A 21307-nucleotide genomic window follows, 5' to 3' on the forward strand; every position below is an offset into this window, starting at 1 on the left:
GCCCTGAGCGGCGGTCCGGCCTGAGCGGCGGTCCGGCCGGCCGGGCCTGGGTCGCCGCCCGGCTGGCGCGGGGCGGGCGGGCCGTCGGCGCGGGCTGTCGGTCGGGCAGCGGCCGGTGTGACCGCTGCCGCACGACCAGGTACGCCCCGGCGCCACCGGCCTACGATCATCTGATGGAGCAGGACATCCGGCGGGTCGGGATCATGGGTGGCACCTTCGATCCGATCCACCACGGGCACCTGGTCGCCGCCAGCGAGGTGGCCGACCGGTTCGGCCTGGACGAGGTGGTCTTCGTCCCCACCGGGCAGCCGTGGCAGAAGGCCGACGAGCCGGTGAGCCCGGCCGAGGACCGCTACCTGATGACGGTGATCGCCACCGCCTCCAACCCGCGTTTCCAGGTCAGCCGGGTCGACATCGACCGCGGCGGCCCCACCTACACCGTCGACACCCTGCGTGACCTGCATGCCGAGTACGGGCCGAAGGCGCAGCTCTACTTCATCACCGGCGCCGACGCGCTGGCGCGGATCCTCTCCTGGAAGGACCTGTCCGAGGTCCTCGAACTGGCCCACTTCATCGGGGTCACCCGGCCGGGGTTCGAGCTGTCCGACGAGCACCTGCCCGCCGACTCGGTGAGCCTGGTGCAGGTGCCGGCCATGGCGATCTCGTCCACCGACTGTCGGGAGCGGGTGGGCCGGGGTGAGCCGGTCTGGTACCTCGTGCCCGACGGTGTGGTGCAGTACATCGCCAAACGGCGTCTCTACCAGTGCTGATTCTGCCGGTTTTGTCCGGCTGCGCCCGATAGTCGACCAGAACTGCCAGGTCGTTCCCGCGCCGCGTGTGAGAGGCTAGGAGCATCGTACGGCTGATCGAAGGAGAACGGTGACAGTTTCCGAGCGCGCCCACGAGCTGGCGACCGCAGCCGCCCAGGCTGCCGCCGACAAGAAGGCGCAGGACATCGTCATCATCGACGTGGGCGACCAGCTCGCCATCACCGACGCCTTCCTGCTCGCCTCGGCCCCCAACGAGCGTCAGGTGCTCGCCATCGTGGACGCGATCGAGGAACGGCTGCTCGACCTGCCGGAGAAGGTCAAGCCGGTCCGGCGGGAGGGCGAGCGGGGCGGACGCTGGGTGCTGCTCGACTACGTCGACATCGTGGTGCACGTCCAGCACACCGAGGAGCGCGAGTTCTACGCGCTCGACCGGCTCTGGAAGGACTGCCCGACCATCCCGTTCGTCGACCGGGACCTGGTCGACGCCGACGCCACCGCCAGCCCCTCGGCTCCGGTCTCGGCTTCGGCTTCGGCTTCGGTCTCGGCTTCGGCCGAATGACCCGGCTGATCGTCTGGCGGCACGGCAACACCGACTGGAACGCCGGCAACCGGGTACAGGGGCAGACCGACGTCCCGCTCAACGAACGGGGCCGGGAAGAGGCCCGCGCCGCCGCGTCGCTGCTCGCCGCGCTGCGCCCGGACGCCATCGTGGCCAGCGACCTGAGCCGGGCCGCCGACACCGCCGCCGCCCTCGCCGCGCTCACCGGCCTGCCGGTACGCACCGACCCGCGGCTGCGGGAGCGCTACTACGGCCGGTGGCAGGGGCTGCTCATCACCGAGGTCGCGGAACGCTACCCCACCGAGCACGCCCGCTGGCGGGCCGGTGACCCGGACCCGGGCGCCGAGGTGGAGAGTCTCCACGACCTGGGCGTACGGGTCGGGGCCGGGTTGCAGGCCGCCGTCGACGCGCTGCCGGGCGGCACCGTCGTGGTCGCCACCCATGGCGGCGGGGCCCGGCAGGGCTGCGGTCACCTGCTCGGCTGGGACCACACCGTGCTGCGCACCGTCAGCTCCCTGGCCAACTGCCACTGGACGGAGCTGCGGCACGACGACGTCCGAGGCTGGCAGTTGCGGGCGCACAACGTCGGCGCGTCCACCGCGCCCGTCGCGCGTCCGCTCGCCGCCGAGACCGCCGTCGCCGGTGAGCGGCTGGGCTACGCCACCGCCCCCACCGAAGCAGTCTGACCCCCCTCCGCCCGGGCCGCCCACCACCGGCCGTGCCGGCTGTCGCGCCGCCTCGTCGGCCGGGTGCCGCGCCGCCTCGTCGGCCGGGTGCCGCGCCAGATCAGCGAAGTAGCGGTGTCCTGCGCCCACGACGCCCCCGGATCCTGGAAACGGTGGGCGGCGGGACCCGGTGCTCGGTCCGGCGGTCCGGTCCGAGATCGGCTAGCGTGCCGGGCATGCCCGTCGCGGTCGTCACCGACTCCACCGCCTATCTTCCGCCCGAGCTGGTGCGTGAACACCGGCTGACCGTGGTGCCGCTGACCGTCGTGCTCAACGGCGCGGAGGGCCTGGAGGGGGTCGAGACCCGGCCGGAGGAGGCTGCCCGGGCGCTCGGCGGACGGCGGGTGTCGGTGAGCACCTCCCAACCGGCGCCCGAGCGGTTCGGGCAGACCTATCGTCGGCTGCTGGCCGAGGGGGCCGACGGGGTGTTGTCGGTGCACCTGTCGGCGGGACTCTCCGGCACCGTCGAGGGCGCCCGGGCCGCCGCCACCGAGTTCGGGGGCAGGGTCGCGGTGGTGGACAGCCGGTCCGCCGGCATGGGCATCGGTTTCCCGGTGCTCGCCGCCGCCCGGGCCGCCGCGCGGGCCGCGCAACTGCCCGAGGTACGCGACGCGGCCCAGGCCGCCGTGGCGCGTACCACGATCTTCTTCTACGTCGACACGTTGGAGTTCCTTCGCCGGGGTGGCCGGATCAGCGCCGCCGAGGCGCTGCTCGGCACGGCGTTGTCGGTCAAGCCGATCATGCACATGCTGGACGGCGCGATCGTGGTCAGGGACAAGGTCCGTACCGCGAGCCGGGGGGTCACCAGGCTGACCGAACTCGCCGTCGAGGTGGCCGGCGCCGACGAGGTGGACCTGGCCGTGCACCACCTGGCCGCGCCGCAGCGCGCCGAGCAGCTTCTCGACGCGCTGCGGGGTCGCCTCGGCGACCAGGTGCGCGACACGTACCTCACCGAGGCGGGCGCGGTGGTCGCCGCGCATGCCGGGCCTGGTCTGGCGTCCGTGGTGGTGCACCGCCGGGCGTAGGGCGGGGCCTCCCCGGGAGCTGCGTCTGTCGGACCCGCGCGGCCGGGGCGGGCGCGTCCAATGCGGGCGTGACCGGGGGCGGGCGCGTCCAAGGCGGGCGCGGGCGGGCCGGGCGTGACCGGGGGCGGGCGCGGCCGGGGGGCGGCCGGGCAGCCGCATGCTCGGACACGTCCTGTCGAGCTGCCCCATGTTCGGGGCGGCGGACGACGATCGCCCCCGCAGCGGAGCGGGCGCGCGTGGTCGCCGGCGAAGGACGTTCCGCCCCGGGGGCGGGCGGATCCGCACCGGAGCCGCTGCCCGTCGACGGGTGACCGGCCCGGTGAGCTGCTCGTCCGTGACTCCGGCAGAGCGCCGCTGAGCCGGCGGCCCATACCACACCGAGGGCATGATCAGGGTGTTGTCCACAGGCGGCCCGGCTGTCCACAGGGGACCCCATTGGGCGTCGCCGTCGGTCTAGCGTCACGGCGTGTCCGACGACCAGGAGACCGAGGTACGCGATCGGCTGCGCCGGCTGCTTCCCGTACGCGACGGGGTGTCGCAGCTCCGCCCGGCGCCCGCGTTACCCGGCGACGACGACCCTGACGGGACCGGGCCGGGTCTGCCGTCGACGCCGAGTCGGCGTCGGCTGCCCGGCCCGGGGCCGTTCGATCCCGGGCGGCGCGGCGTGCGGGCGCTGGCCATGGTCGCGGTGCTGGTGGTGCTCGGGGCCGGGTTCTGGGCCTGGCGGTCCCGGCCCCACGTGGAGCCGGTCCCCACCCCGTCCGTGTCGGCCGGGTCGCCGCTTGTCGAAGCGTCCGGCATGCCCTCCGGCGAGGCGGCCGAGCTCGTGGTGGCGGTCGCCGGAAAGGTACGCCGACCGGGGCTGGTCCGGCTCCCGGCGGGGGCCCGGGTCGCCGACGCGATCGAGGCGGCCGGCGGCGCGCAGCCCGGCGTGGACGTCGCCCTGATCAACCCGGCCCGCAAGGTCGTCGACGGTGAGCTGATCGCGGTCGGCATCACCCCGCCGCCGGCCGCCGCTGGCGGTGGGCCCGGCGCTGGCGGTGGGCCCGGCGCGGCGCCCGGCGGAAAGGTCAACCTGAACACCGCCACCGTGGCGCAACTCGACACCCTGCCCGGGGTCGGCCCCGTGCTCGCCGAGCGGATCATCGCCCACCGCGACCGGCAGGGCGGCTTCCGCTCGGTCGGCGACCTGCGACAGGTCGAGGGCATCGGCGACGCCCGTTACGAGCAGCTCAAGGACCTGGTGACGGTGTGAACGGCCGCCGCCCAGCCGGGCCGTCGGGCCCTGGGGCGGGGTCGGGTGACGGGGTGACCGGCCGCCACCGCCCGGCCGGACCGCCACCGCCCGGGTCGGGGTCGGGGCGGCCGGCCAGCCGGCCCACCGACGCGGCCGGTCAGGTCGACCTCCGGCCACCCGACCTGCGGTTGGTCGGGCTCGCGGTGGCCACCTGGCTGACCGCGCTCGCCGGGCTGAGCCTGTCCGCCCCGGCGAGCCTGCTACTGGCCGTGGCGGCGGCGGTGCTGGCCGCCGCGCTCGCCGTCCATCTGCTGGGCCGGCTCGGTCGACCCGGGGCGCCCGCCCGGCGGTACGGCTGGATCGCCGTCGCCGTGCTGCTCGGCGTGGTCTGCGGCGGCGCGGCGACCGCCGCCCGGCTGACCGCCCGGGACGCGGCGGTCGTCCGGGCGCTGACCGGGGAACGGGCGTCGGTCACCGCCGAACTCGTGGTGCGGGACGACCCGCGGCCGGTCCGGGGCGTGGTCGGCCGTCCCGCGATGCTGCTGGCCCCGGCCGACCTGGTCGGCGTGACCGGGCCGGACGGTCGGCGGGTCGACGCCCCGGTCCGGATGTTGGTGCTCGCCACCGACCCGGCCTGGCGGGGGCTGCTGCCCGGCCAGCGGCTCACCGCGCAGGGGCGGCTCGCCGAGCCCCGGGGCGGCGACCTGACCGGCGCGGTGCTCAGCGCCAGCGGTCCGCCGACGCTGCTCGGTGGACCCGGCTGGGCGCAACGCGCCGCCGGCCGGCTCCGGGCCGGGCTGCAACGAGCCTGCGCCCCGCTGCCGGACGACCAGGGTGGGCTGCTGCCCGGCCTGGTCGTGGGCGACACCAGCCGGTTGCCGCCGGAGGTCGAGGAGGACTTCCGGGCCACCGGCATGACCCATCTGAACGCCGTCTCCGGTTCCAACGTGGCGATCGTGGTGGGCGCGGTGCTGCTGCTGGCCCGCTGGGCACGGGCCGGTCCCCGGCTGGCGGTGGCGCTGTGCGGGGTCGCGCTGGTCGGCTTCGTCATCCTGGTGCGACCGTCGCCGAGCGTGGTGCGGGCGGCCACCATGGGCGCGATCGGGCTGGCCGCGCTCGCCGCCGGTCGTCCCCGGGCCGCGCTGCCCGCCCTGGCCGCCGCGGTCACCGTGCTGGTGCTGGCCGATCCCGACCTGGCCGGTGACCCGGGTTTCGCGCTCTCCGTCCTGGCCACCGGCGGGCTGCTGCTGATCGCCCCCCGGTGGCGGGACGCGCTGCGGCGGCGTGGGGTGCCGACGGGTCTGGCCGAGGCGCTGGCCGTGCCGGCCGCCGCCCAGCTCGCCTGTGGGCCGGTGGTCGCCGGGCTGTCCGGCACGGTGAGCCTGGTGGCCGTACCGGCGAACCTGCTCGTCGTGCCGGCGGTCGCGCCCGCCACGGTGCTGGGTGTGCTGGCGGCGGTGTTGTCGCCGCTGTGGCCGGCGGCGGCCGAGTTCGTCGCCTGGCTGGCGAGCTGGCCGGCGTGGTGGCTGGTCACCGTCGCCAGGTACGGCGCCCGGCTGCCCGCCGGGAACGTCCCCTGGCCGGGCGGGGCGTTCGGCGGGTTGCTGCTGGCGGCGGCGACCGTGGCGCTGCTGGTGGCCGTCCGCCGTCCGGTGGTCCGCCGGCTGGTGGCGGTGGTGGCGCTCGCCGCGGTGCTGGGCGCGTTGCCGGTCCGGTTGGTGGCGAGCGGCTGGCCACCCCGGGGTTGGGTGGTGGCGGTGTGCGCGGTCGGCCAGGGTGACCTGGTCGTGCTGCCGGTGGCTGCGGGTCAGGCGGTGGTGGTGGACGCCGGCCCCGATCCGGCGGCGGCCGACGGCTGCCTGCGGCGGCTCGGCGTACGTCAGGTGCCGCTGCTGGTGGTCAGCCACTTCCACGTCGACCACACCGGCGGTGTCGACGGGGTGGCCCGGGGGCGCCGGGTGACGGCCGTGGTGACGCCACGGTGGCCGGAGCCGGCGGCTGGGCGCGACCTGGTCCACACCTCGGCGGTCGTCGCGGGGGCGCGGGTGGGGCCGGCCGTCGACGGGTGGACGTTCCGGGCGGGCGGGGTGGAGTTGGCGCTGGTCGGCCCGCCGTACCCGATGCGCGGCACCCGTTCCGACCCGAACAACAACTCCCTGGTGCTGCTCGCCCGGGTGGCCGGGGTGCGGATGCTGCTCGCCGGGGACGCCGAGACCGAGGAGCAGCGGGCGGTGCTCGACCGGGTGCCGGCGAGCACCCTCGACGTGGACGTGCTGAAGGTCGCCCACCACGGCTCCGCCTACCAGGATCCGGCGTTCCTCGACGCGACCCGGCCGGCGGTGGCGCTGGTGCCGGTGGGGGCGGGCAACGGGTACGGGCATCCGAATCCGGCCGTGCTGGCGAGACTGGCGCGCGGCGGGGCCCGCGTGCTGCGCACCGACACCCAGGGTGACCTGGCGGTGGTCGCCGAGGGTGGTCGTCTGGCGGTGGTGGCGCGCGGCGGCCGGTCAGGGCCGGGCGGGTGAGCCGAACTGGCGCTCCACGACGGCCAGCAGCGCCCGGTGGGTGTCCTGGTCGGCGGCCACCAGCAGACCGCCCCCTCCGGTGTGCAACGGCTGCCCCCGCAGGCCGGTCACCACGCAACCGGCTGCCCGACAGACGGCGATCCCGCTGGCGAAGTGCACGCTGTCCTGGATGTGACCGTCGGTCACGTAGGCGGCCCGCCGTCCGTCGGCGACCCAGGCCACCGCCAGGCTGGTGGAGACCACCCGGGCCCGGAACCGTGCGGTGAACTCCGGGTCAGTGAGCAGGCGGGCCGGCTGGAAAGCGGAGCTGTTCGGCAGCGGGGCGTCCAGGTTGACGTCCACCAGCAACGAGTCGGCGGACGGTCGCAGCAGCTCGTCCACGCCGTCGCGGCGAACGTGGGCCGGACCGCCGTCGGTCCAGAACACCTCCCGGGCGAAGGGGTCGGCCTGGGCGGCCACCGTGACGTCGGCGCCGGTTCGCAGCGCCACGTTCACCGCCACCAGGGGCGTACGGGCGGCGAAGTTCAGGGTTCCGCACAGCGGGTCGACCAACCAGGTCTGGTCCACCGTGTCGGCGCCGGTGAGCCCGGTTTCCTCACCGATGACGGCGTCGGCCGGTCGAGCTGCCCGCAACAGGTCGACGATCACCTGCTCCGATTCGAGGTCGGCGGCCGTGGCGAAGTCGAGCGGGGCCTTCTGGAAGCGGGGGATCACCGTCCCGTACCGGGATCGCACGACGGCGGCGCCCGCTTCGGCCGCGGCGATCGCCAACGCTCCGTCTTCAATCGACATGAGTGGATAATAAAGTGATCTGGTCCGCTGCGCCGGCCTGCCCGGCGGCGTGCCCGGTGGCCCTGGAGACCTGTCCGTTCAGCCAGCTACTGGGACTTATGTCGGTATTGTGCTGAGTGCGGGGCGTGCCGTCGCGGTGACGTTGAGCAGGCACGATTCGCTTCCGGGGCGTGCGAGTATGGGCGGCGTGACCCCCGCCAGCCTTGCTCCCATTCTCCTCGTTCTCGGTGACGAGGAGTTGCTCGCCACGCGCGCCGTCTCCGAAGCCGTCGCGGAAACCCGGAACGTCGACCCCGACGTGGACGTCCGCGAGTACCAGGCGGGCACTCTCACCGTCGGTGAGATCGCCGAGATGCTCAGCCCCTCGCTCTTCGGCGGCCGACGGGTCCTGGTCCTGCGCGCCGGCCAGGACGCCCGCAAGGACCTGGCGACCGCGCTGCTGGCGTACGCGAAGAACCCGGACCCGGACGTCCGGCTGGTCGTCCTGCACGCCGGCGCGGCCAAGGGCAAGGCGTTCGCCGACGGGCTGCGGACCGCCGGCGCGACGGTGGTGCCGGCGGCGAAGCTCAAGGGTGACCGGGAACGGGTGGCCTTCGTGCGCGAGGAGATCCGGCGGGCCGGCGGGAGATGCGCCGACGACGCCGCCCACGCCCTGCTCGCCGCCGTCGGCAACGACCTGCGTGAGCTGGCCGCGGCCTGCTCCCAGTTGATGGCCGACACCGACGGCCGGATCACCCCGGACACCGTCGCCCGGTACTACCGGGGGCGGGCCGAGGTGAGCGGCTTCACCGTCGCCGACGCCGCCATGGTGGGGGACGTCAGTGGCGCGCTGGAAGCGTTGCGCTGGGCGCTGCACGTCGGGGTGGATCCGGTGCCGATCGCGGACGCGCTCGCCGACGGCGTGCGGACCGTCTCCCGGGTCGCCTCGGCCGGACGGGGCAGCCCCTACCAGCTCGCCAGCAGCCTCGGCATGCCCGGCTGGAAGATCGAACGCGCGCAGCGCCAGGCCCGGGGTTGGACCCCGGAGGGGCTGGTGCAGGCGATGCGGGCCGCCGCCGAGTGCAACGCCGCGGTCAAGGGCGGCGCGGACGACCGGGCGTACGCGTTGGAGCGGGCGGTGTTCTCGGTCGTCGCGGCCCGGCAGGGCAGCGCCCGGTGAACGAGCCGGCGATCGGGCGGCGCCGCGCGCTGACGCCCGGAGAGCGCCGGATGGGCCGCGCGCCGACGCCCGGGGAGCGCCGGATGGGCCGGACGCCGACGCCGGGGGAGCGTCGGATGGGCGGGATGGCGACGCCGGGGGAGCGCCGGCCGGGCGGGGCCTCGGTCAGGCAGCGCCGGGTCGACGAGCCGCCGCGTACCGGGTGGGCGACCCTCGCGGCGGACGAGGAGCGTTACCGGCCGCTGTACGCGCGGGTCCTCGGGCTGCGCTTCGTCAACCCGGGCGGGGTGCTCTGCTTCCTCTACTTCGAGGGCGCGGTGGCGCTGGCCGCCCTGCTCGCCCTCGCGGAGCTGGTGAGCTGGTGGGCGGTGCTGGCGCTGCCGGCCGCGGTGGCGCTGATGGTGAAGCTGAACGACGTCGTCGCCGCGTCGGTGGTCCGCTCGGCCGCGCTCGTCCCGGAGCAGGAGCGGGACAGGTTCCGGCGACAGTTGGAGCCGGCGGTGGGCCGGGCGGCCGTTCCGTCCCACCCCGGGCGGGTCCGGCAGCAGCCGGAGCCGTCGGCCCGTCCGCTCGGGGAGCGGCACGCTCCCGCGCGGGGGCGCTGGGTGGTCGACCAGAGGTACGTCGACCCGGAGCGTCTCCCCGTCGACCGGGGAGGTCAACCCGGCGACCCGGCGTAGCCGTCCCGTTGCCCGAGGAAGCGCGCACCGGTCAGGGAACCGGGGACGGTCGGGCGGGCCCGTCCCTGGAGTGGGGGCCGGCGGCCGAATGCCGGCCCGCGGGCCGACCACGGGAGCCGCGCCGGATAACGCCTGGAACCCCCTTGGGCGAGGCCCAGGGGGGTTCCGGTCAGGCGGGTACGATCGCGGCGTCAGGCGGCGAGGGAGCCGACGCGCTTGGCGATCGAGGACTTGCGGTTGGCGGCCTGGTTGGCGTGGATGACGCCCTTGCTGGCGGCCTTGTCCAACTTGCGCGAGGCGTCCTGCATGAGAGCGGTGGCCTTCTCGGCGTCACCGGCCTCGACGGCCTCGTGGAACTTGCGGATGGCGGTCTTCAGCGACGACTTGACCGACTTGTTACGCAGCCGGCGCTTCTCGTTCTGCCGGTTGCGCTTGATCTGGGACTTGATGTTCGCCACGCGACAGCCTCGTCTTGATAGCTCGGGGTTACGGTCTGCTTCGGCGCGCGACGAGCATGCGTCATCGCTGCGCGAAAAGCCAGGTTACCAGGTCCGTCGGGAGCCGCCAAAACCACCCGGGTCGACTGGTCAGCGCCAGCCCTGCCGGTCGGCGAGCCAACGCAGGGCCAGGTGACCGCTGTAGCGCTGGTGCGCCCGCCGGTGCCCCGACGCCGTGCCGGCCACGACGGGGGGTGACCCGGTGGGCGGCGGCGCGGCGGGCGGTGACGTGGCGGGCGGCGAGCTGGGGCGCGGCGATCCGGCGGACGGCGATCCGGCGGAGTGCGGCGCGGGGTGCGGCGGCGCGTCGGCGGAGGTGAGGAAGTAGCCGGACAGTGCCGCCAGGGCGGCGTCCAGGGCGTCCGGGGGCGCGTCGGCCGCCGCCGGGTGCCCGGCGAAGAGGGCGTCGGCGTCCAGCCCGCTGGCGTACCCGGTGAGCAGCAGCCCGGCCAGGTCGAACCAGGCCGGGCCGTGGCAGAGCCAGGTCCAGTCGCACAGCCACGCCCGCCCGGCGCGGTCGACCAGCACGTTGTCCAGTCGCAGGTCACCATGGGTGAGGCCGTCGGTGGTCGCGTACCCGGGCAGTAGCGACTCCAGCGCGACCAGCTCCGGCAGCCGTGCCGCGACGGAGGCCGGCAGCTCCGGCCGGGGTTCCCGGCCGGCGGCGACCTCCGCCCACCAGGAGAGGTCGTCGCGGGCCAGGTCGGCCAGCCGGGGCAGGCCGAGCCCGACCAGCTCCGCCGGGGGTCCGGCCAGCGCGGCGGTGACCTCGGCGTACGTGGTCAGGGTGGCGGCGAGGTCGGCGGGCCTCCAGGGCAGGGCGGGGACCCGTCCGTCGATCGGGTCCTGTCCGATCGCGAACCAGCCGGCCGCCTCCAGGGTCCACCGGGGGCGGGGGACGGGCAGCCCGGCGGGCAGCCGGCGCAGGATCGCGGCCTCCCGGGCGTACCAGTCGACCAGGTGCGGCTGCCTGGTCAGCGAGGCCGCCTTGACGAACACGGCCGCGCCGTCGGCGCTGGTCAGCAGCCCGGCGAAGCCCCGGGTGAAGCCGGCCGTGGCGACCTCGGCGGAGCGGACCTTGCCGTCGATCCGCGCCTCGACCGCGGCCCGCAGGCCGGCCGGCAGCGTCTCCCAGGCCGGGCGGTCGGCGGTGGCGTCGTACGGCACCGGGGGCAGCGAGACCACACGCATCCGCCCATCATGCCGTCGACGTGGTTGTCGTACCGCTCCCGCATACTGCGGCGCGTGCGGGAACGTGACGACTTCTGGTCCCTCGTGGAGGGTTCCGCGGCGGCCACCGACCATCCGGACGGGCGGCTGGCCTGGCTCATCGACCGGCTCGCCGCGCGCCCCGTCCCTGAGGTGGTCGACTTCGCCGTCCGGCTGGACGAGGCGCGTCGCCGGGCCGACACCTGGCCGCTGTGGGCGGCGGCCCGGCGGATCCGCGGCGGCCGCTGCTCCGACGACGGGTTCCACCACTTCCAGGCGTGGCTGGTCGGGCTCGGTAGGCAGACCTTCGAGCGGGTGGTCGCCGACCCGGACGCGCTTGCCGACGTGCCGCAGGTCCGCCGGCTCGCCGGGCGGTCGCCGGACGACTGGGCCCACCACGAGCGGCCCGACTGGGAGTGCCTGGGCTACGTGGCCGACACGGCGTACGAGCGGCTCACCCGCGAGCCGGCGGGGCTGGACGGCTCGGTCGGCGCGCGTGGGGTCCAGCGGGGTCTCCTCCCGGACGGGTCGGACGACGCGGAGGGTCTGCGCGATCCGGCCGTGTTCGCCCGCCGGTTCCCGCGGCTCGCCGGGCTGTTCCCGCTGCCCGGTCCGGTGACCGGGGACGTCTGTCAAACTGCCACCTCATGAGGACCGACGACTTCTGGCAGTTGATCGACCAGGCGCGGGCGGGCGCCCCGGGAGAGCCCGACGCGGTCGCCGCCCGGGCCGTCGCCCTGCTCGCCGAGCGCGATCCGGCGGACATCGTCGGGTACGCGCGCCACCAGCAGCGGGTGCTCGCCGCCTCCTACCGGGTCGACCTGTGGGGCGCGGCGTACCTGATCAACGGGGGCGCCTCGGACGACGGTTTCGAGTATTTCCGGGGCTGGTTGATGACCCAGGGGCGGGCGGTGTTCGCCGGGGCGGTGGCGGATCCCGACTCGCTGGCCGAGTTGCCCCGGGTCCGGTCCGCCGCGCTCAGCGGCGAGGAGTTCGAGTGCGAGGACATGCTGGCGGTGCCGTGGGACGCGTACCGGAAGGCGACCGCGTCCGACCTGCCGGCGGAGCGTGACCCGGTGACTCCGCCGGATCTGAACGACTTCTGGGACTTCGACGACGAGGCGGAGGCCCGTCGCCGGCTGCCCAGGCTGGCCGCGCTCTTCACCGAGCCGCCCGTCGAGTGACCGGGCCGCCCGTCGAGTCAACGAGCCGCCCGTCGAGGTGACCGGGCCGCCCGCCGGGTGGTCCCGTCCGCGCCGGCCGTGCGTCCTCGCGTCCGCGCATGGAGAGCGCTCTGATCGGGCGCCGGGGGACGTGGGAGCATAGAGGGGGCCGGCGGCACGCCGGCCTGCTCACGTCACGCCGACCAGAACGGACCGCTGTGCCACCGACGCTCGATTCCGGCGCGAACGCTCCTGGTGCCACCGACCCGGGGCGCATCAGGAACTTCTGCATCATCGCCCACATCGACCACGGGAAGTCGACCCTGGCCGACCGGATGTTGCAGCTCACCGGCGTGGTCGACCCACGGCAGATGCGCGCACAGTACCTCGACCGGATGGACATCGAGCGCGAGCGCGGCATCACCATCAAGAGCCAGGCCGTCCGGATGCCGTGGACGGTGCGGGAGGGCGACCAGGCCGGCGAGCACGCCGTCCTCAACATGATCGACACGCCGGGGCACGTGGACTTCACCTACGAGGTGTCCCGGTCGCTGGCCGCCTGCGAGGGCGCGATCCTGCTGGTCGACGCGGCCCAGGGCATCGAGGCGCAGACGCTCGCCAACCTCTACCTGGCGATGGAGAACGACCTCCACGTCATCCCGGTGCTCAACAAGATCGACCTGCCGGCGGCGCAGCCGGAGAAGTACGCCGAGGAGCTGGCCCACCTGATCGGCGGCCAGCCGGAGGACTGCATCCGGGTCTCCGGCAAGACCGGCGCGGGCGTGCCGTACCTGCTGGACGAGATCGTCCGGCAGTTCAAGCCGCCGGTCGGCGAGGCCGCCGCGCCGGCCCGCGCGATGATCTTCGATTCGGTGTACGACGTGTACCGGGGCGTGGTCACCTACGTCCGGGTGATCGACGGGCGGATCAGCGCGCGGGACCGGATCAAGATGATGTCCACCGCCGCGGTGCACGAGCTGCTGGAGATCGGCGTCATCTCCCCGGAGATGCAGAAGGCCGACGCGCTCGGCGTCGGCGAGGTCGGCTACCTGATCACCGGCGTGAAGGACGTCCGGCAGTCCCGGGTGGGTGACACGGTCACCATCAACTCCCGGCCGGCGTCGTCCGCGCTCGGCGGCTACAAGGACCCGAAGCCGATGGTCTACTCGGGGCTCTATCCGATCGACGGCTCCGACTACCCCAACCTGCGGGACGCGCTGGACAAGCTCAAGCTCAACGACGCGGCGCTCGACTACGAGCCGGAGACCTCCGGCGCGCTCGGCTTCGGTTTCCGGTGCGGCTTCCTCGGTCTGCTCCACCTGGAGATCATCCGGGAGCGGCTGGAACGCGAGTACAACCTCGACCTGATCTCCACCGCGCCGAACGTGGTCTACCGGGCCATCACCGAGGACGGCCAGGAGATCGTGGTGACCAACCCGAGCGAGTACCCGACCGGCAAGATCGCCGAGGTGTACGAGCCGACGGTGCGGGCCACGGTGCTCACCCCGAACGACTACGTGGGCGCGGTGATGGAGCTGTGCCAGGGCCGGCGGGGCAGCCTGCTGGGCATGGACTACCTCTCCGCCGACCGGGTCGAGCTGCGTTACACGATGCCGCTCGCGGAGATCATCTTCGACTTCTTCGACCAGCTCAAGAGCCGGACCAAGGGGTATGCCTCGCTGGACTACGAGCCCTCCGGCGAGCAGGCGTCCGACCTGGTCAAGGTGGACATCCTCCTGCACGGTGAGCCGGTCGACGCGTTCAGCGCGATCGTGCACAAGGACAAGGCCTACAACTACGGCACCACGATCGCCGCGAAGCTGCGCAACCTGATCCCGCGCCAGCAGTTCGAGGTGCCGATCCAGGCGGCGATCGGCAGTCGGGTCATCGCCCGGGAGACGATCCGGGCGATCCGCAAGGACGTGCTGGCGAAGTGCTACGGCGGTGACATCAGCCGTAAGCGCAAGCTGTTGGAGAAGCAGAAGGAAGGCAAGAAGCGGATGAAGATGGTCGGCCGGGTGGAGGTGCCGCAGGAGGCGTTCATCGCCGCGCTCTCGTCCGACTCCGACGCCGGCGCCGGCAAGGGCGCCGGAAAGAAGTAGCGCCGGCGTTCATCACTCTCCGTACGGCGAGATCCGGCCCGGGTGGGGCCGGTAGGAGCGCTCCCACGGGCCGCCCGGTCGGCGGCCGTTCGGGTCGGAAGAATTTTTCTGACCGCGAGCGGCGTCGATCCGGGTGGCCCTCAGCCGTCCTGACCTGCGGTTTTGTCTCACTCTCAGGTGCTTCTCAGCGTCCCGTTCATCGACCTTCGGCGAGGGGTGTCCGGTTGCGTCGGTTTGAGATTTCGCGGCCTCGGGAACTTAGCGGTCACCACAGGAACGACACACCTAGTGACAAACTTTGAGGAGGAGGGCGACCGTGGAGCTCACCGTCTGGGGAATCATCACTGCGCTCATCGTTGGTCTCATCGTCGGCGCGCTCGGCCGTCTGGTCGTCCCGGGCCGGCAGAACATGCCGATCTGGCTGCACATGCTGATCGGTGTCGGCGCCGCGCTGCTCGGCACGATCGTGGCCCGCGCCGCCGGCTTCGCGGAGACCGCCGGTATCGACTGGCGTGAGCTGATGCTGCAGGTCCTCTTCGCCGCCGTCGCCGTGGCGCTGGTCGCCGGGGTCGGCCGCCGTCGCCACGTCACCCATCGGTAACCGCACCGCAGCACCTGCGTAGGGGTCCCCGGCCGACTGGCCGGGGACCCCTTTCGTCTGTTGTACGGTCGCCTCCCGGTCACCCCTGTCGTAAAAGAAATTTACCGGCTATGGTGCGGCGGAGAAGGTTACTGCCAGACGGCTGAGGGAGATGTGGCGTGAACAGGTGGAAGCGGCTGGCCCCGGTCACCGCCGTCGTGGCCTCGGCCGCGATGCTGATCGCCGGCTGCGGCGGCTCCGACGAGTCCGGGTCGGCCGACGACAGCAAACTGACGGTCTGGATGATGGGCGAGGGCAGCGAGGCGCAGACCGCCTTCCTCGACGGCGTCGAGGCCGAGTTCCAGCAGAAGCACCCCGACACCGACGTGGTCGTCCAGTACATCCCGTGGCTGGAGGCGCCGAAGAAGTTCCAGGCCGCCCTCGCCGGCGGTGCGGGCCCGGACATCACCGAGCTGGGCAACACCGAGACCCAGGGCTGGGCCGCGCAGGAGGCGCTGGCCGACCTGAGCGGCCGGATGGACGGTTGGGCCGAGGGCAAGGACATCCTCCCCGACCTGGTACGCAACGCCCAGCTCGACGGAAAGCAGTACGGCGTCCCGTGGTACGCCGGCGTGCGGGCCATGTACTACCGCACCGACTGGTTCGCCGAGGCCGGCGTGCAGCCGCCGACGACCTGGGACCAGTTGGTCGCCGCCGCCAAGACGGTCCAGGCCAAGAAGCCGGGCACCTACGGCATCGCCCTGCCGGGCAACTCCGAGCTGCCGTTCTACTCGTTCCTCTGGAGCGCCGGCGCGGAGATCGCCACCAGGGAGGGCGACACCTGGAAGTCCGGCTACGACACGCCGGAGGCCCGACAGGCGGTCAAGTTCTGGACCGACCTGGTGACCGTGCACAAGGTCGCGCCGCCGGCCGCCGCCGGCTGGAACGAGATCGACGCCCGCACCCAGTTCGCCACCGGCAAGGCGGCGATGGCCTTCGCCGGCAGTTGGCAGCAGGGCGCGATCAAGAAGGACAACCCCGAGATCGAGAAGGTGTGGGGCACCTTCCCCATCCCCGGCCCGGACGGCAAGCCGGCCCCCGCCTTCGCCGGTGGCTCCGACCTGGCGGTCTGGGAGGACAGCGAGCGCAAGGACCTGGCCTGGGACTACCTCACCGTGCTGGTGAACAAGAAGAACGCCAAGACCTTCGCCGACAGCCTCGGCTTCTTCCCGGTCTACTCCGACCTGGTCACCGGCGGCGGGTACGCCGACGACAAGGTGATGGCCGCGTTCGCCACCACGCTCCAGAACACGAAGCTCACCCCGCTCACCCCGAAGTGGGTGGAGGTCAGCCGGACCAAGACGACGACCCAGGCGATGAACAGCTCGGTGATCAAGGGCCAGAAGACGGTGGAGCAGGCCACCGCCGACGCCGCCGCCGAGATGGAAAGCATCCTCAACGCCAAGTGAGCGCGCTGACCGACACACCGCAGGCCGCCGTCGACGCCGGGGAAACTCCCGTACGCCGGCGGCGGCCCCGGGTGGACCGCCTGCCGTACCTGCTGCTCCTGCCCTGCCTGGTGATCATCGGCGGGCTGCTGCTCTGGCCGCTCGGCCAGGTCGTCTGGATGTCCTTCCACCGGTTGAACAACGTCCGGCAGTTGCGCGGCGACCGGGCCTGGCCGTGGATCGGGCTGGAGAACTACGTCCAGATCCTCACCGACCCGTTCTTCCGTACGGTGCTGCGCAACACGGTGCTGTTCGCCGCGGCCAACGTGGCGCTGACGATGATCCTCGGCACCCTGGTCGGGCTGCTGCTCAACCGGCTGGGCCGACGGATGGCGACCTTCGTCGGCAGTTGCGTGATGCTCGCCTGGGCCACTCCGGCGCTGACCGGCACGATCGTCTGGAAGTGGATCTTCGACGACACGAGCGGGCTGGTCACCTGGTTGTTCAACGCCCTGCCCGACGGGCTGTCCCAGGCGCTGTTCGGGCGCGCCGACTGGACCGGGTACGGCTGGTTCAACTCGCCGCTGATGTTCTTCGCCATCCTCACCCTGGTGGTGGTCTGGCACTCGTTCCCGTTCATCGCGGTCAGCGTCCTCGCCGGGCTCAAGAGCGTGCCGAGCGAGCTGCACGAGGCCGCCCGGGTCGACGGCGCCGGCCCGTGGCGGGTCTTCTGGCAGGTCACCTTCCCGCTGCTGCGCCCGGTGTTCGGCATCCTGGTCGTGCTCTCCACCATCTGGGACTTCAAGGTCTTCACCCAGCAGTTCGTGCTGGCCGGCGGCACCCAGGACCGCCCGACGTTCATGCTCTCCATCTACTCGTACGCGGAGGCGTTCTCGCCCCCGCCGAAGTACGGCCTCGGCGCGGCCATCGCGGTGATCCTCACCCTGATCCTGCTCGTGGTCACCGGCCTCTACGTCCGCATGGTGCTCCGACAGGAGGAGGACTGATGCCCGGCCCGACGACCACCCCACCCGGTACGGCGACCACCCCGCCCGGTACGACGGCGCGACCGCCCGGTACGACGGCGCGAACGCCCCGTCGACGACGGCCGGTCGGGCGACGGATCGCGCTCAACAGCGCCGGGCTGCTGGTGGCGCTGTTCGCCGCCTTCCCGGTCTACTGGATGATCGCCACCTCGCTGAAACCGAACCGGGAGATCTTCTCCGCGACGCCCCGGCCGGTGCCGACCGAGCCGACCCTGGCGCACTACCGGGACATCCTCACCGGCAACCTGATCCCCGGGGTCAGCTTCGCCGACTTCTTCGGCAACAGCATCCTGGTCGCCGGGGCGACCGTGCTGCTCAGCGGGCTGGTGGCGCTGCTCGCCGCGACCGCGGTGGCGCGGTTCCGGTTCACCCTGCGCACCAGCTTCCTGATCATGCTGCTGGTGGTGCAGATGATCCCGCTGGAGGCGTTGGTCATCCCGCTGTTCCTGATGATCCAGCGGCTCGGCCTCTACAACACCCTGCCCAGCCTGGTCCTCACCTACCTGGGCTTCTCGCTGCCGTTCGCGATCTGGATGCTGCGTGGCTTCGTCGCCGCGGTGCCCAAGGAACTGGAGGAGGCGGCGGCGATCGACGGGGCCAGCCGGGCGCAGATCTTCCGACGGATCCTCTTCCCGCTGGTCGCGCCCGGCCTGGTGGCCACCAGCATCTTCTCGTTCATCACCGCCTGGAACGAGCTGATCTTCGCGTTGACCTTCATCAACGACCAGAGCCGGTACACCCTGCCGGTGGCGATGACGTTCTTCTTCGGCCGCGACGACACCGCCTGGGGGCCGGTGATGGCCGCCTCCACCCTGTTCACCCTGCCGGTGATCGTCTTCTTCCTGCTGGTGCAGCGCCGGATGGTCTCCGGCCTGGTCGCCGGCGCCGTCAAGGGCTGAGCCCGGGGCGGCCGGGGCCGTCGGTCGGTACGGCCGGACCGTAGGCTGGCCGCCATGACGGGCAGGATTGTCACAGTGAACGTCGGTGTCGTCACCGAGGCGGATTGGGCGGGCGACGCGAGCGGTCGCAGCGGCATCGACAAGCGGCCGACGGACGGGCGGGCGCGGGTCGAGGAGACCGGCGTGACCGGGGACTTCATCGCCGAGCGGGCCCACCACGGCGGCCCTGACCAGGCGGTGTACGCCTACGCCTGGGAGGACGCCGACTGGTGGGCGGCCGAGCTCGGCCGGAACCTGCCGCCGGGGCGGTTCGGCGAGAACCTCCACACGTCGGGCGTGGACGTGACCGGCGCGGTGGTCGGTGAGCGCTGGGCCGTCGGGTCCGCGCTGCTGGAGGTGACCAAGCCGCGTACGCCGTGCCGGACGTTCGCCGGATTCTGGGGCGTGCCCGACCTGATCCGGCGGTTCACCGTACGGGCGGCGCCCGGCGCGTACCTGCGGGTGCTCAGGGCCGGTGAGGTCGGCGCGGGTGACCCGGTCGAGGTGCTGGACCGGCCGGCGCACGGCGTCACCGTGGGCGAGGTCTTCCGGGCTCTGACCCTGGAGCCGGAGCTGCTGCCGCGGCTGCTCGACGCGCCGGACCTGCCGGACGGGATCCGGGACAAGGCACGCCGCCGGCTGGGCGTCGACTCCGCCGGCTGATCCACTCCACTTCCCGGGAAACGGCGCTTCGGGCCGGGGCGATGCCGCCGTATCCGTGAAGTGGAGTGGATCATGCGTCCAGGATCATGCGTCCGGGCGCATGCGTCGGGTGGGCCTCAGCGGAGCCAGGGGATGTTGCGGTTGAGCAGGCCGCGCTGCTTGAGCTCCTTGCGCAGCGGGATCTCGTCGTCGATGTAGCCGTCCCAGTTGATGCCCCAGTAGTTCGCGGTGTGGGTGCCCTCACCGCAGAGCTGGCGCTGCACCGGCGTGCGGTTGGCCCACCACTCGCCGTCGGTGTCGATGTGCAGCTCGTCCAGCGGGCGGATCCACCGGTAGGTGTAGCCGACGAAGAGCATCTTCCGGGTGATCGTCGACAGGTTCGTCGACCGGGAGTGCCACTGGCGGCGGTCGAAGATGAACGCGTCACCCGGGTTGGCGGTGATCTCCACCGTGCCCTCCGGGTCCGGGTTGTGCACCGTGGTGTCCGCCGGCCGGGGCAGCGAGTTCCACAGGTGGCTGCCCGGGATCACCTTGGTGGCGCCGCGCCCCTTCTCCGACAGGTCGGAGAGCACGTACGCGACCTTCAGCGAGAACATCGGCCGGGGCAGGTTGGGGTCCATCGTCTCCGGGTCGGAGTTCTGCCGGTACCCGTCCTGGTGCCAACCCCAGTACGGCTTCTCCGGCTCGGCCGCCGGCGGGGTCACGTCCAGGTGGTTGTGGTGGGTGTAGATGTTCCACCCGGCCAGGCCCCACATGTACGGGAAGGCGACGGGGTGGGTGAGCAGGTCACCGAAGAGCTCGTCGCGCTCCAGGAAGCCCAGCAGGTGCAGCGTCCCGTCCTTGGTGGTGGTGCCCTTGGCCTGCTCCTCGGCGTAGACCCGGTCCACCGCGGCCTCCAGGGCGGCCCGGTGGTCCTCGGTCAGCACGTTACGCAGCAGGAGGAAGCCCTGCTCGTGGAACTCCTTGCGATCGACATCGCTGATCGGCTCGTAGCCGGTCCGGCCTCCGTAGTCGAACACGCCGTCCACCCTCCCCATGAGGAACCCGTCAAATCTGGCACAGGTGGCCGATCGTAACCCGTGCGCGATTCACGTTGCCTCGGACGCCCGACCGGCACGCTCCGACCCGACGGTGGACCGCCCCCCGGCTGGCCGGCGGGGACCGGACCGCGGCGAGGACCGGGGCCGGGGGACCGGGGCCGGGGATCAGACGTCGGCGAAGACCTCGGCGACGACCCTGGTGTCGTCCCGGTCCCGGTCGGACGCCTTCGACCAGGTGCCCGCGCCGGCCGTCCACTCCAGGTCGGCGTACCGGACCCGCTTGACCCCGTGGTCGTGGGCGTGCGACACCAGCCAGTGGGCGTACCGCCAGCCGGCGCGCGGGTCGGCGGCGGAGACGGACAGACCGGTCAGCTCGGCCAGGCCGGCGGTGCTGGCGTCGGGCAGCCCCCAGTCGAGGAGGAGACCCTCGGTCAACGCGGTCGCGGCGGCGGCGCCGCGCATGGCCGGGGTCCGGCCGACAGTGCAGGCGACGGCGGCGGTGGCGTCCCCGAGCAGCGCCCGGGTGAGCACCTCGGCCTCGTCGGCCCACTTCTCGTACGCCTCGGGGAAGGCGGAACGCTGCACCGCCTGGGCGGCGTCGGTGACCCGCATCCGCTCCCAGCCGCGGACCTTCTTCAGCCCGGCGTAGAACTTGTTCGCGGCGTACCGGGGGTCGCCGATCTGCTCCGGGGTGCCCCAACCCTGGCTGGGACGCTGCTGGAACAGCCCGATCGAGTCCCGGTCACCGTCGGGCAGGTTCTCCAGGCCGGACTCCTGGAACGCGGTGGCGAGCGCCACCACGACCGCCCGCTCGGGCATCTTCCGGCGGATGCCGATGGCCGCGATGGTGGCGGCGTGCGACATCTGCTCGGCGTTGAGGCGAACCTGGCCGTCGGCCTGGACGACGCAGCTCCGGCTGGCCAGCGGCAGTCGGAGCTGGCCCCCGACGTTCCGGACGACGAAGTAGATCCCGAGACCGGCAACGACGACGAGAACGAGGCCAGTTGCCACGATTGCCCGAGTTCGCACCCACACCCCCTGAACGACAGTCAGCCAAGCGTACGTCCCTGCTGCCAGCAGACCGGCGGCTTGGGCGGTCCGTCCGGTAAGCGGCTCTCCGGGCGGAACGCCGGGACGCTCCCGGTCGGC

20 protein-coding genes and 1 pseudogene are annotated in these 21307 nt (G+C 73.2%); 16 read left to right on the forward strand and 5 right to left on the reverse strand.

Annotation, left to right across the window (positions count from 1 at the left end):
- Window positions 1-173: 173 nt before the first annotated feature.
- From nadD to O7606_RS26580, 6 genes and pseudogenes are all read left to right on the forward strand, one after another.
- Complete coding sequence (gene nadD, locus O7606_RS26555; RefSeq protein ID WP_281596718.1) at window positions 174-770, forward strand: nicotinate-nucleotide adenylyltransferase; 597 nt, start codon at window positions 174-176, stop codon at window positions 768-770.
- Between the two features lie 109 nt (window positions 771-879).
- A complete protein-coding gene (gene rsfS, locus O7606_RS26560; protein WP_281596719.1) occupies window positions 880-1329 on the forward strand; it encodes a ribosome silencing factor in 450 nt (149 codons plus the stop codon).
- Window positions 1326-1925, forward strand: a pseudogene (locus tag O7606_RS26565) (histidine phosphatase family protein); the annotation flags it as partial. The gene rsfS and the pseudogene O7606_RS26565, both read left to right, overlap by 4 nt.
- A 305-nt stretch (window positions 1926-2230) precedes the next feature.
- The gene (locus O7606_RS26570) at window positions 2231-3079 is read left to right on the forward strand and encodes a DegV family protein (RefSeq protein WP_281596720.1); all 849 of its coding nucleotides are present in this window, start codon (window positions 2231-2233) and stop codon (window positions 3077-3079) included.
- Window positions 3080-3545: 466 nt separating this feature from the next.
- A complete protein-coding gene (locus O7606_RS26575; RefSeq protein ID WP_281596721.1) occupies window positions 3546-4334 on the forward strand; it encodes a ComEA family DNA-binding protein in 789 nt (262 codons plus the stop codon).
- A 164-nt stretch (window positions 4335-4498) separates the two neighbouring features.
- A complete protein-coding gene (locus O7606_RS26580; RefSeq protein WP_281599895.1) occupies window positions 4499-6841 on the forward strand; it encodes a ComEC/Rec2 family competence protein in 2343 nt (780 codons plus the stop codon).
- Here O7606_RS26580 and O7606_RS26585 read toward each other — a convergent pair.
- Entirely contained in the window at window positions 6824-7633 is an 810-nt protein-coding gene (locus O7606_RS26585) for an inositol monophosphatase family protein (RefSeq protein ID WP_281596722.1), read from the reverse strand. The two genes, O7606_RS26580 and O7606_RS26585, sit on opposite strands and share 18 nt — an antisense overlap.
- A gap of 178 nt (window positions 7634-7811) precedes the next feature.
- Here O7606_RS26585 and holA point away from each other — a divergent pair, with 178 nt between their 5' ends.
- Both holA and O7606_RS26595 read left to right on the forward strand, forming a co-directional pair.
- The gene (gene holA / locus O7606_RS26590; protein ID WP_281596723.1) at window positions 7812-8792 is read left to right on the forward strand and encodes a DNA polymerase III subunit delta; all 981 of its coding nucleotides are present in this window, start codon (window positions 7812-7814) and stop codon (window positions 8790-8792) included.
- A gap of 242 nt (window positions 8793-9034) precedes the next feature.
- Window positions 9035-9472: a hypothetical protein gene (locus O7606_RS26595; protein WP_281599896.1), complete on the forward strand. Its 438-nt coding sequence runs from the start codon at window positions 9035-9037 to the stop codon at window positions 9470-9472.
- A gap of 191 nt (window positions 9473-9663) precedes the next feature.
- Here O7606_RS26595 and rpsT read toward each other — a convergent pair whose 3' ends face one another.
- Window positions 9664-9930: a 30S ribosomal protein S20 gene (rpsT, locus tag O7606_RS26600; RefSeq protein WP_281596724.1), complete on the reverse strand. Its 267-nt coding sequence runs from the start codon at window positions 9928-9930 to the stop codon at window positions 9664-9666.
- Between the two features lie 129 nt (window positions 9931-10059).
- Complete coding sequence (locus O7606_RS26605; RefSeq protein WP_281596725.1) at window positions 10060-11160, reverse strand: aminoglycoside phosphotransferase family protein; 1101 nt, start codon at window positions 11158-11160, stop codon at window positions 10060-10062.
- Between the two features lie 54 nt (window positions 11161-11214).
- Here O7606_RS26605 and O7606_RS26610 point away from each other — a divergent pair, with 54 nt between their 5' ends.
- From O7606_RS26610 to O7606_RS26645, 8 genes are all read left to right on the forward strand, one after another.
- On the forward strand, window positions 11215-11829 hold the full coding sequence (locus tag O7606_RS26610; protein WP_281596726.1) for a DUF4240 domain-containing protein: 615 nt from the start codon (window positions 11215-11217) through the stop codon (window positions 11827-11829).
- A complete protein-coding gene (locus O7606_RS26615) occupies window positions 11826-12362 on the forward strand; it encodes a DUF4240 domain-containing protein (RefSeq protein WP_281596727.1) in 537 nt (178 codons plus the stop codon). The genes O7606_RS26610 and O7606_RS26615 overlap by 4 nt, the downstream gene beginning before the upstream one ends.
- 197 nt (window positions 12363-12559) lie before the next feature.
- Window positions 12560-14443, forward strand: coding sequence for a translation elongation factor 4 (lepA, locus tag O7606_RS26620; protein WP_281596728.1), 1884 nt, complete (start codon window positions 12560-12562; stop codon window positions 14441-14443).
- A gap of 316 nt (window positions 14444-14759) precedes the next feature.
- Window positions 14760-15044: a GlsB/YeaQ/YmgE family stress response membrane protein gene (locus O7606_RS26625; RefSeq protein ID WP_281596729.1), complete on the forward strand. Its 285-nt coding sequence runs from the start codon at window positions 14760-14762 to the stop codon at window positions 15042-15044.
- 158 nt (window positions 15045-15202) lie between these two features.
- Window positions 15203-16492, forward strand: a complete 1290-nt coding sequence (locus O7606_RS26630) for a sugar ABC transporter substrate-binding protein (RefSeq protein WP_281596731.1) — start codon at window positions 15203-15205, stop codon at window positions 16490-16492.
- Complete coding sequence (locus O7606_RS26635) at window positions 16489-17478, forward strand: sugar ABC transporter permease (protein WP_281596732.1); 990 nt, start codon at window positions 16489-16491, stop codon at window positions 17476-17478. The genes O7606_RS26630 and O7606_RS26635 overlap by 4 nt, the downstream gene beginning before the upstream one ends.
- Window positions 17478-18416 (forward strand): carbohydrate ABC transporter permease, encoded by a 939-nt coding sequence (locus tag O7606_RS26640; protein WP_281596734.1) that lies wholly within the window; start codon window positions 17478-17480, stop codon window positions 18414-18416. The genes O7606_RS26635 and O7606_RS26640 overlap by 1 nt, the downstream gene beginning before the upstream one ends.
- Before the next feature lie 75 nt (window positions 18417-18491).
- Entirely contained in the window at window positions 18492-19118 is a 627-nt protein-coding gene (locus O7606_RS26645; RefSeq protein ID WP_281596735.1) for an MOSC domain-containing protein, read from the forward strand.
- Window positions 19119-19234: 116 nt separating this feature from the next.
- Here the strand turns inward: O7606_RS26645 and O7606_RS26650 are convergent, their stop codons facing one another.
- Both O7606_RS26650 and O7606_RS26655 read right to left on the reverse strand, forming a co-directional pair.
- Window positions 19235-20137: a phytanoyl-CoA dioxygenase family protein gene (locus tag O7606_RS26650; protein WP_281596736.1), complete on the reverse strand. Its 903-nt coding sequence runs from the start codon at window positions 20135-20137 to the stop codon at window positions 19235-19237.
- 186 nt (window positions 20138-20323) lie between these two features.
- A complete protein-coding gene (locus tag O7606_RS26655; protein WP_281596737.1) occupies window positions 20324-21193 on the reverse strand; it encodes a hypothetical protein in 870 nt (289 codons plus the stop codon).
- Between the last annotated feature and the right edge of the window lie 114 nt (window positions 21194-21307).

The organism is Micromonospora sp. WMMD882 (genome assembly GCF_027497255.1).
Classification (GTDB): domain Bacteria; phylum Actinomycetota; class Actinomycetes; order Mycobacteriales; family Micromonosporaceae; genus Micromonospora.

Coding starts and splice junctions, on each gene's coding strand:
- O7606_RS26605 (WP_281596725.1), bottom strand. CDS start 11,160: ATGCGTGTGGTCTCGCTGCCCCCGGTGCCGTACGACGCCACCGCCGAC.
- nadD (WP_281596718.1), top strand. CDS start 174: ATGGAGCAGGACATCCGGCGGGTCGGGATCATGGGTGGCACCTTCGAT.
- O7606_RS26615 (WP_281596727.1), top strand. CDS start 11,826: ATGAGGACCGACGACTTCTGGCAGTTGATCGACCAGGCGCGGGCGGGC.
- O7606_RS26640 (WP_281596734.1), top strand. CDS start 17,478: ATGCCCGGCCCGACGACCACCCCACCCGGTACGGCGACCACCCCGCCC.
- O7606_RS26570 (WP_281596720.1), top strand. CDS start 2,231: ATGCCCGTCGCGGTCGTCACCGACTCCACCGCCTATCTTCCGCCCGAG.
- holA (WP_281596723.1), top strand. CDS start 7,812: ATGGGCGGCGTGACCCCCGCCAGCCTTGCTCCCATTCTCCTCGTTCTC.
- O7606_RS26585 (WP_281596722.1), bottom strand. CDS start 7,633: ATGTCGATTGAAGACGGAGCGTTGGCGATCGCCGCGGCCGAAGCGGGC.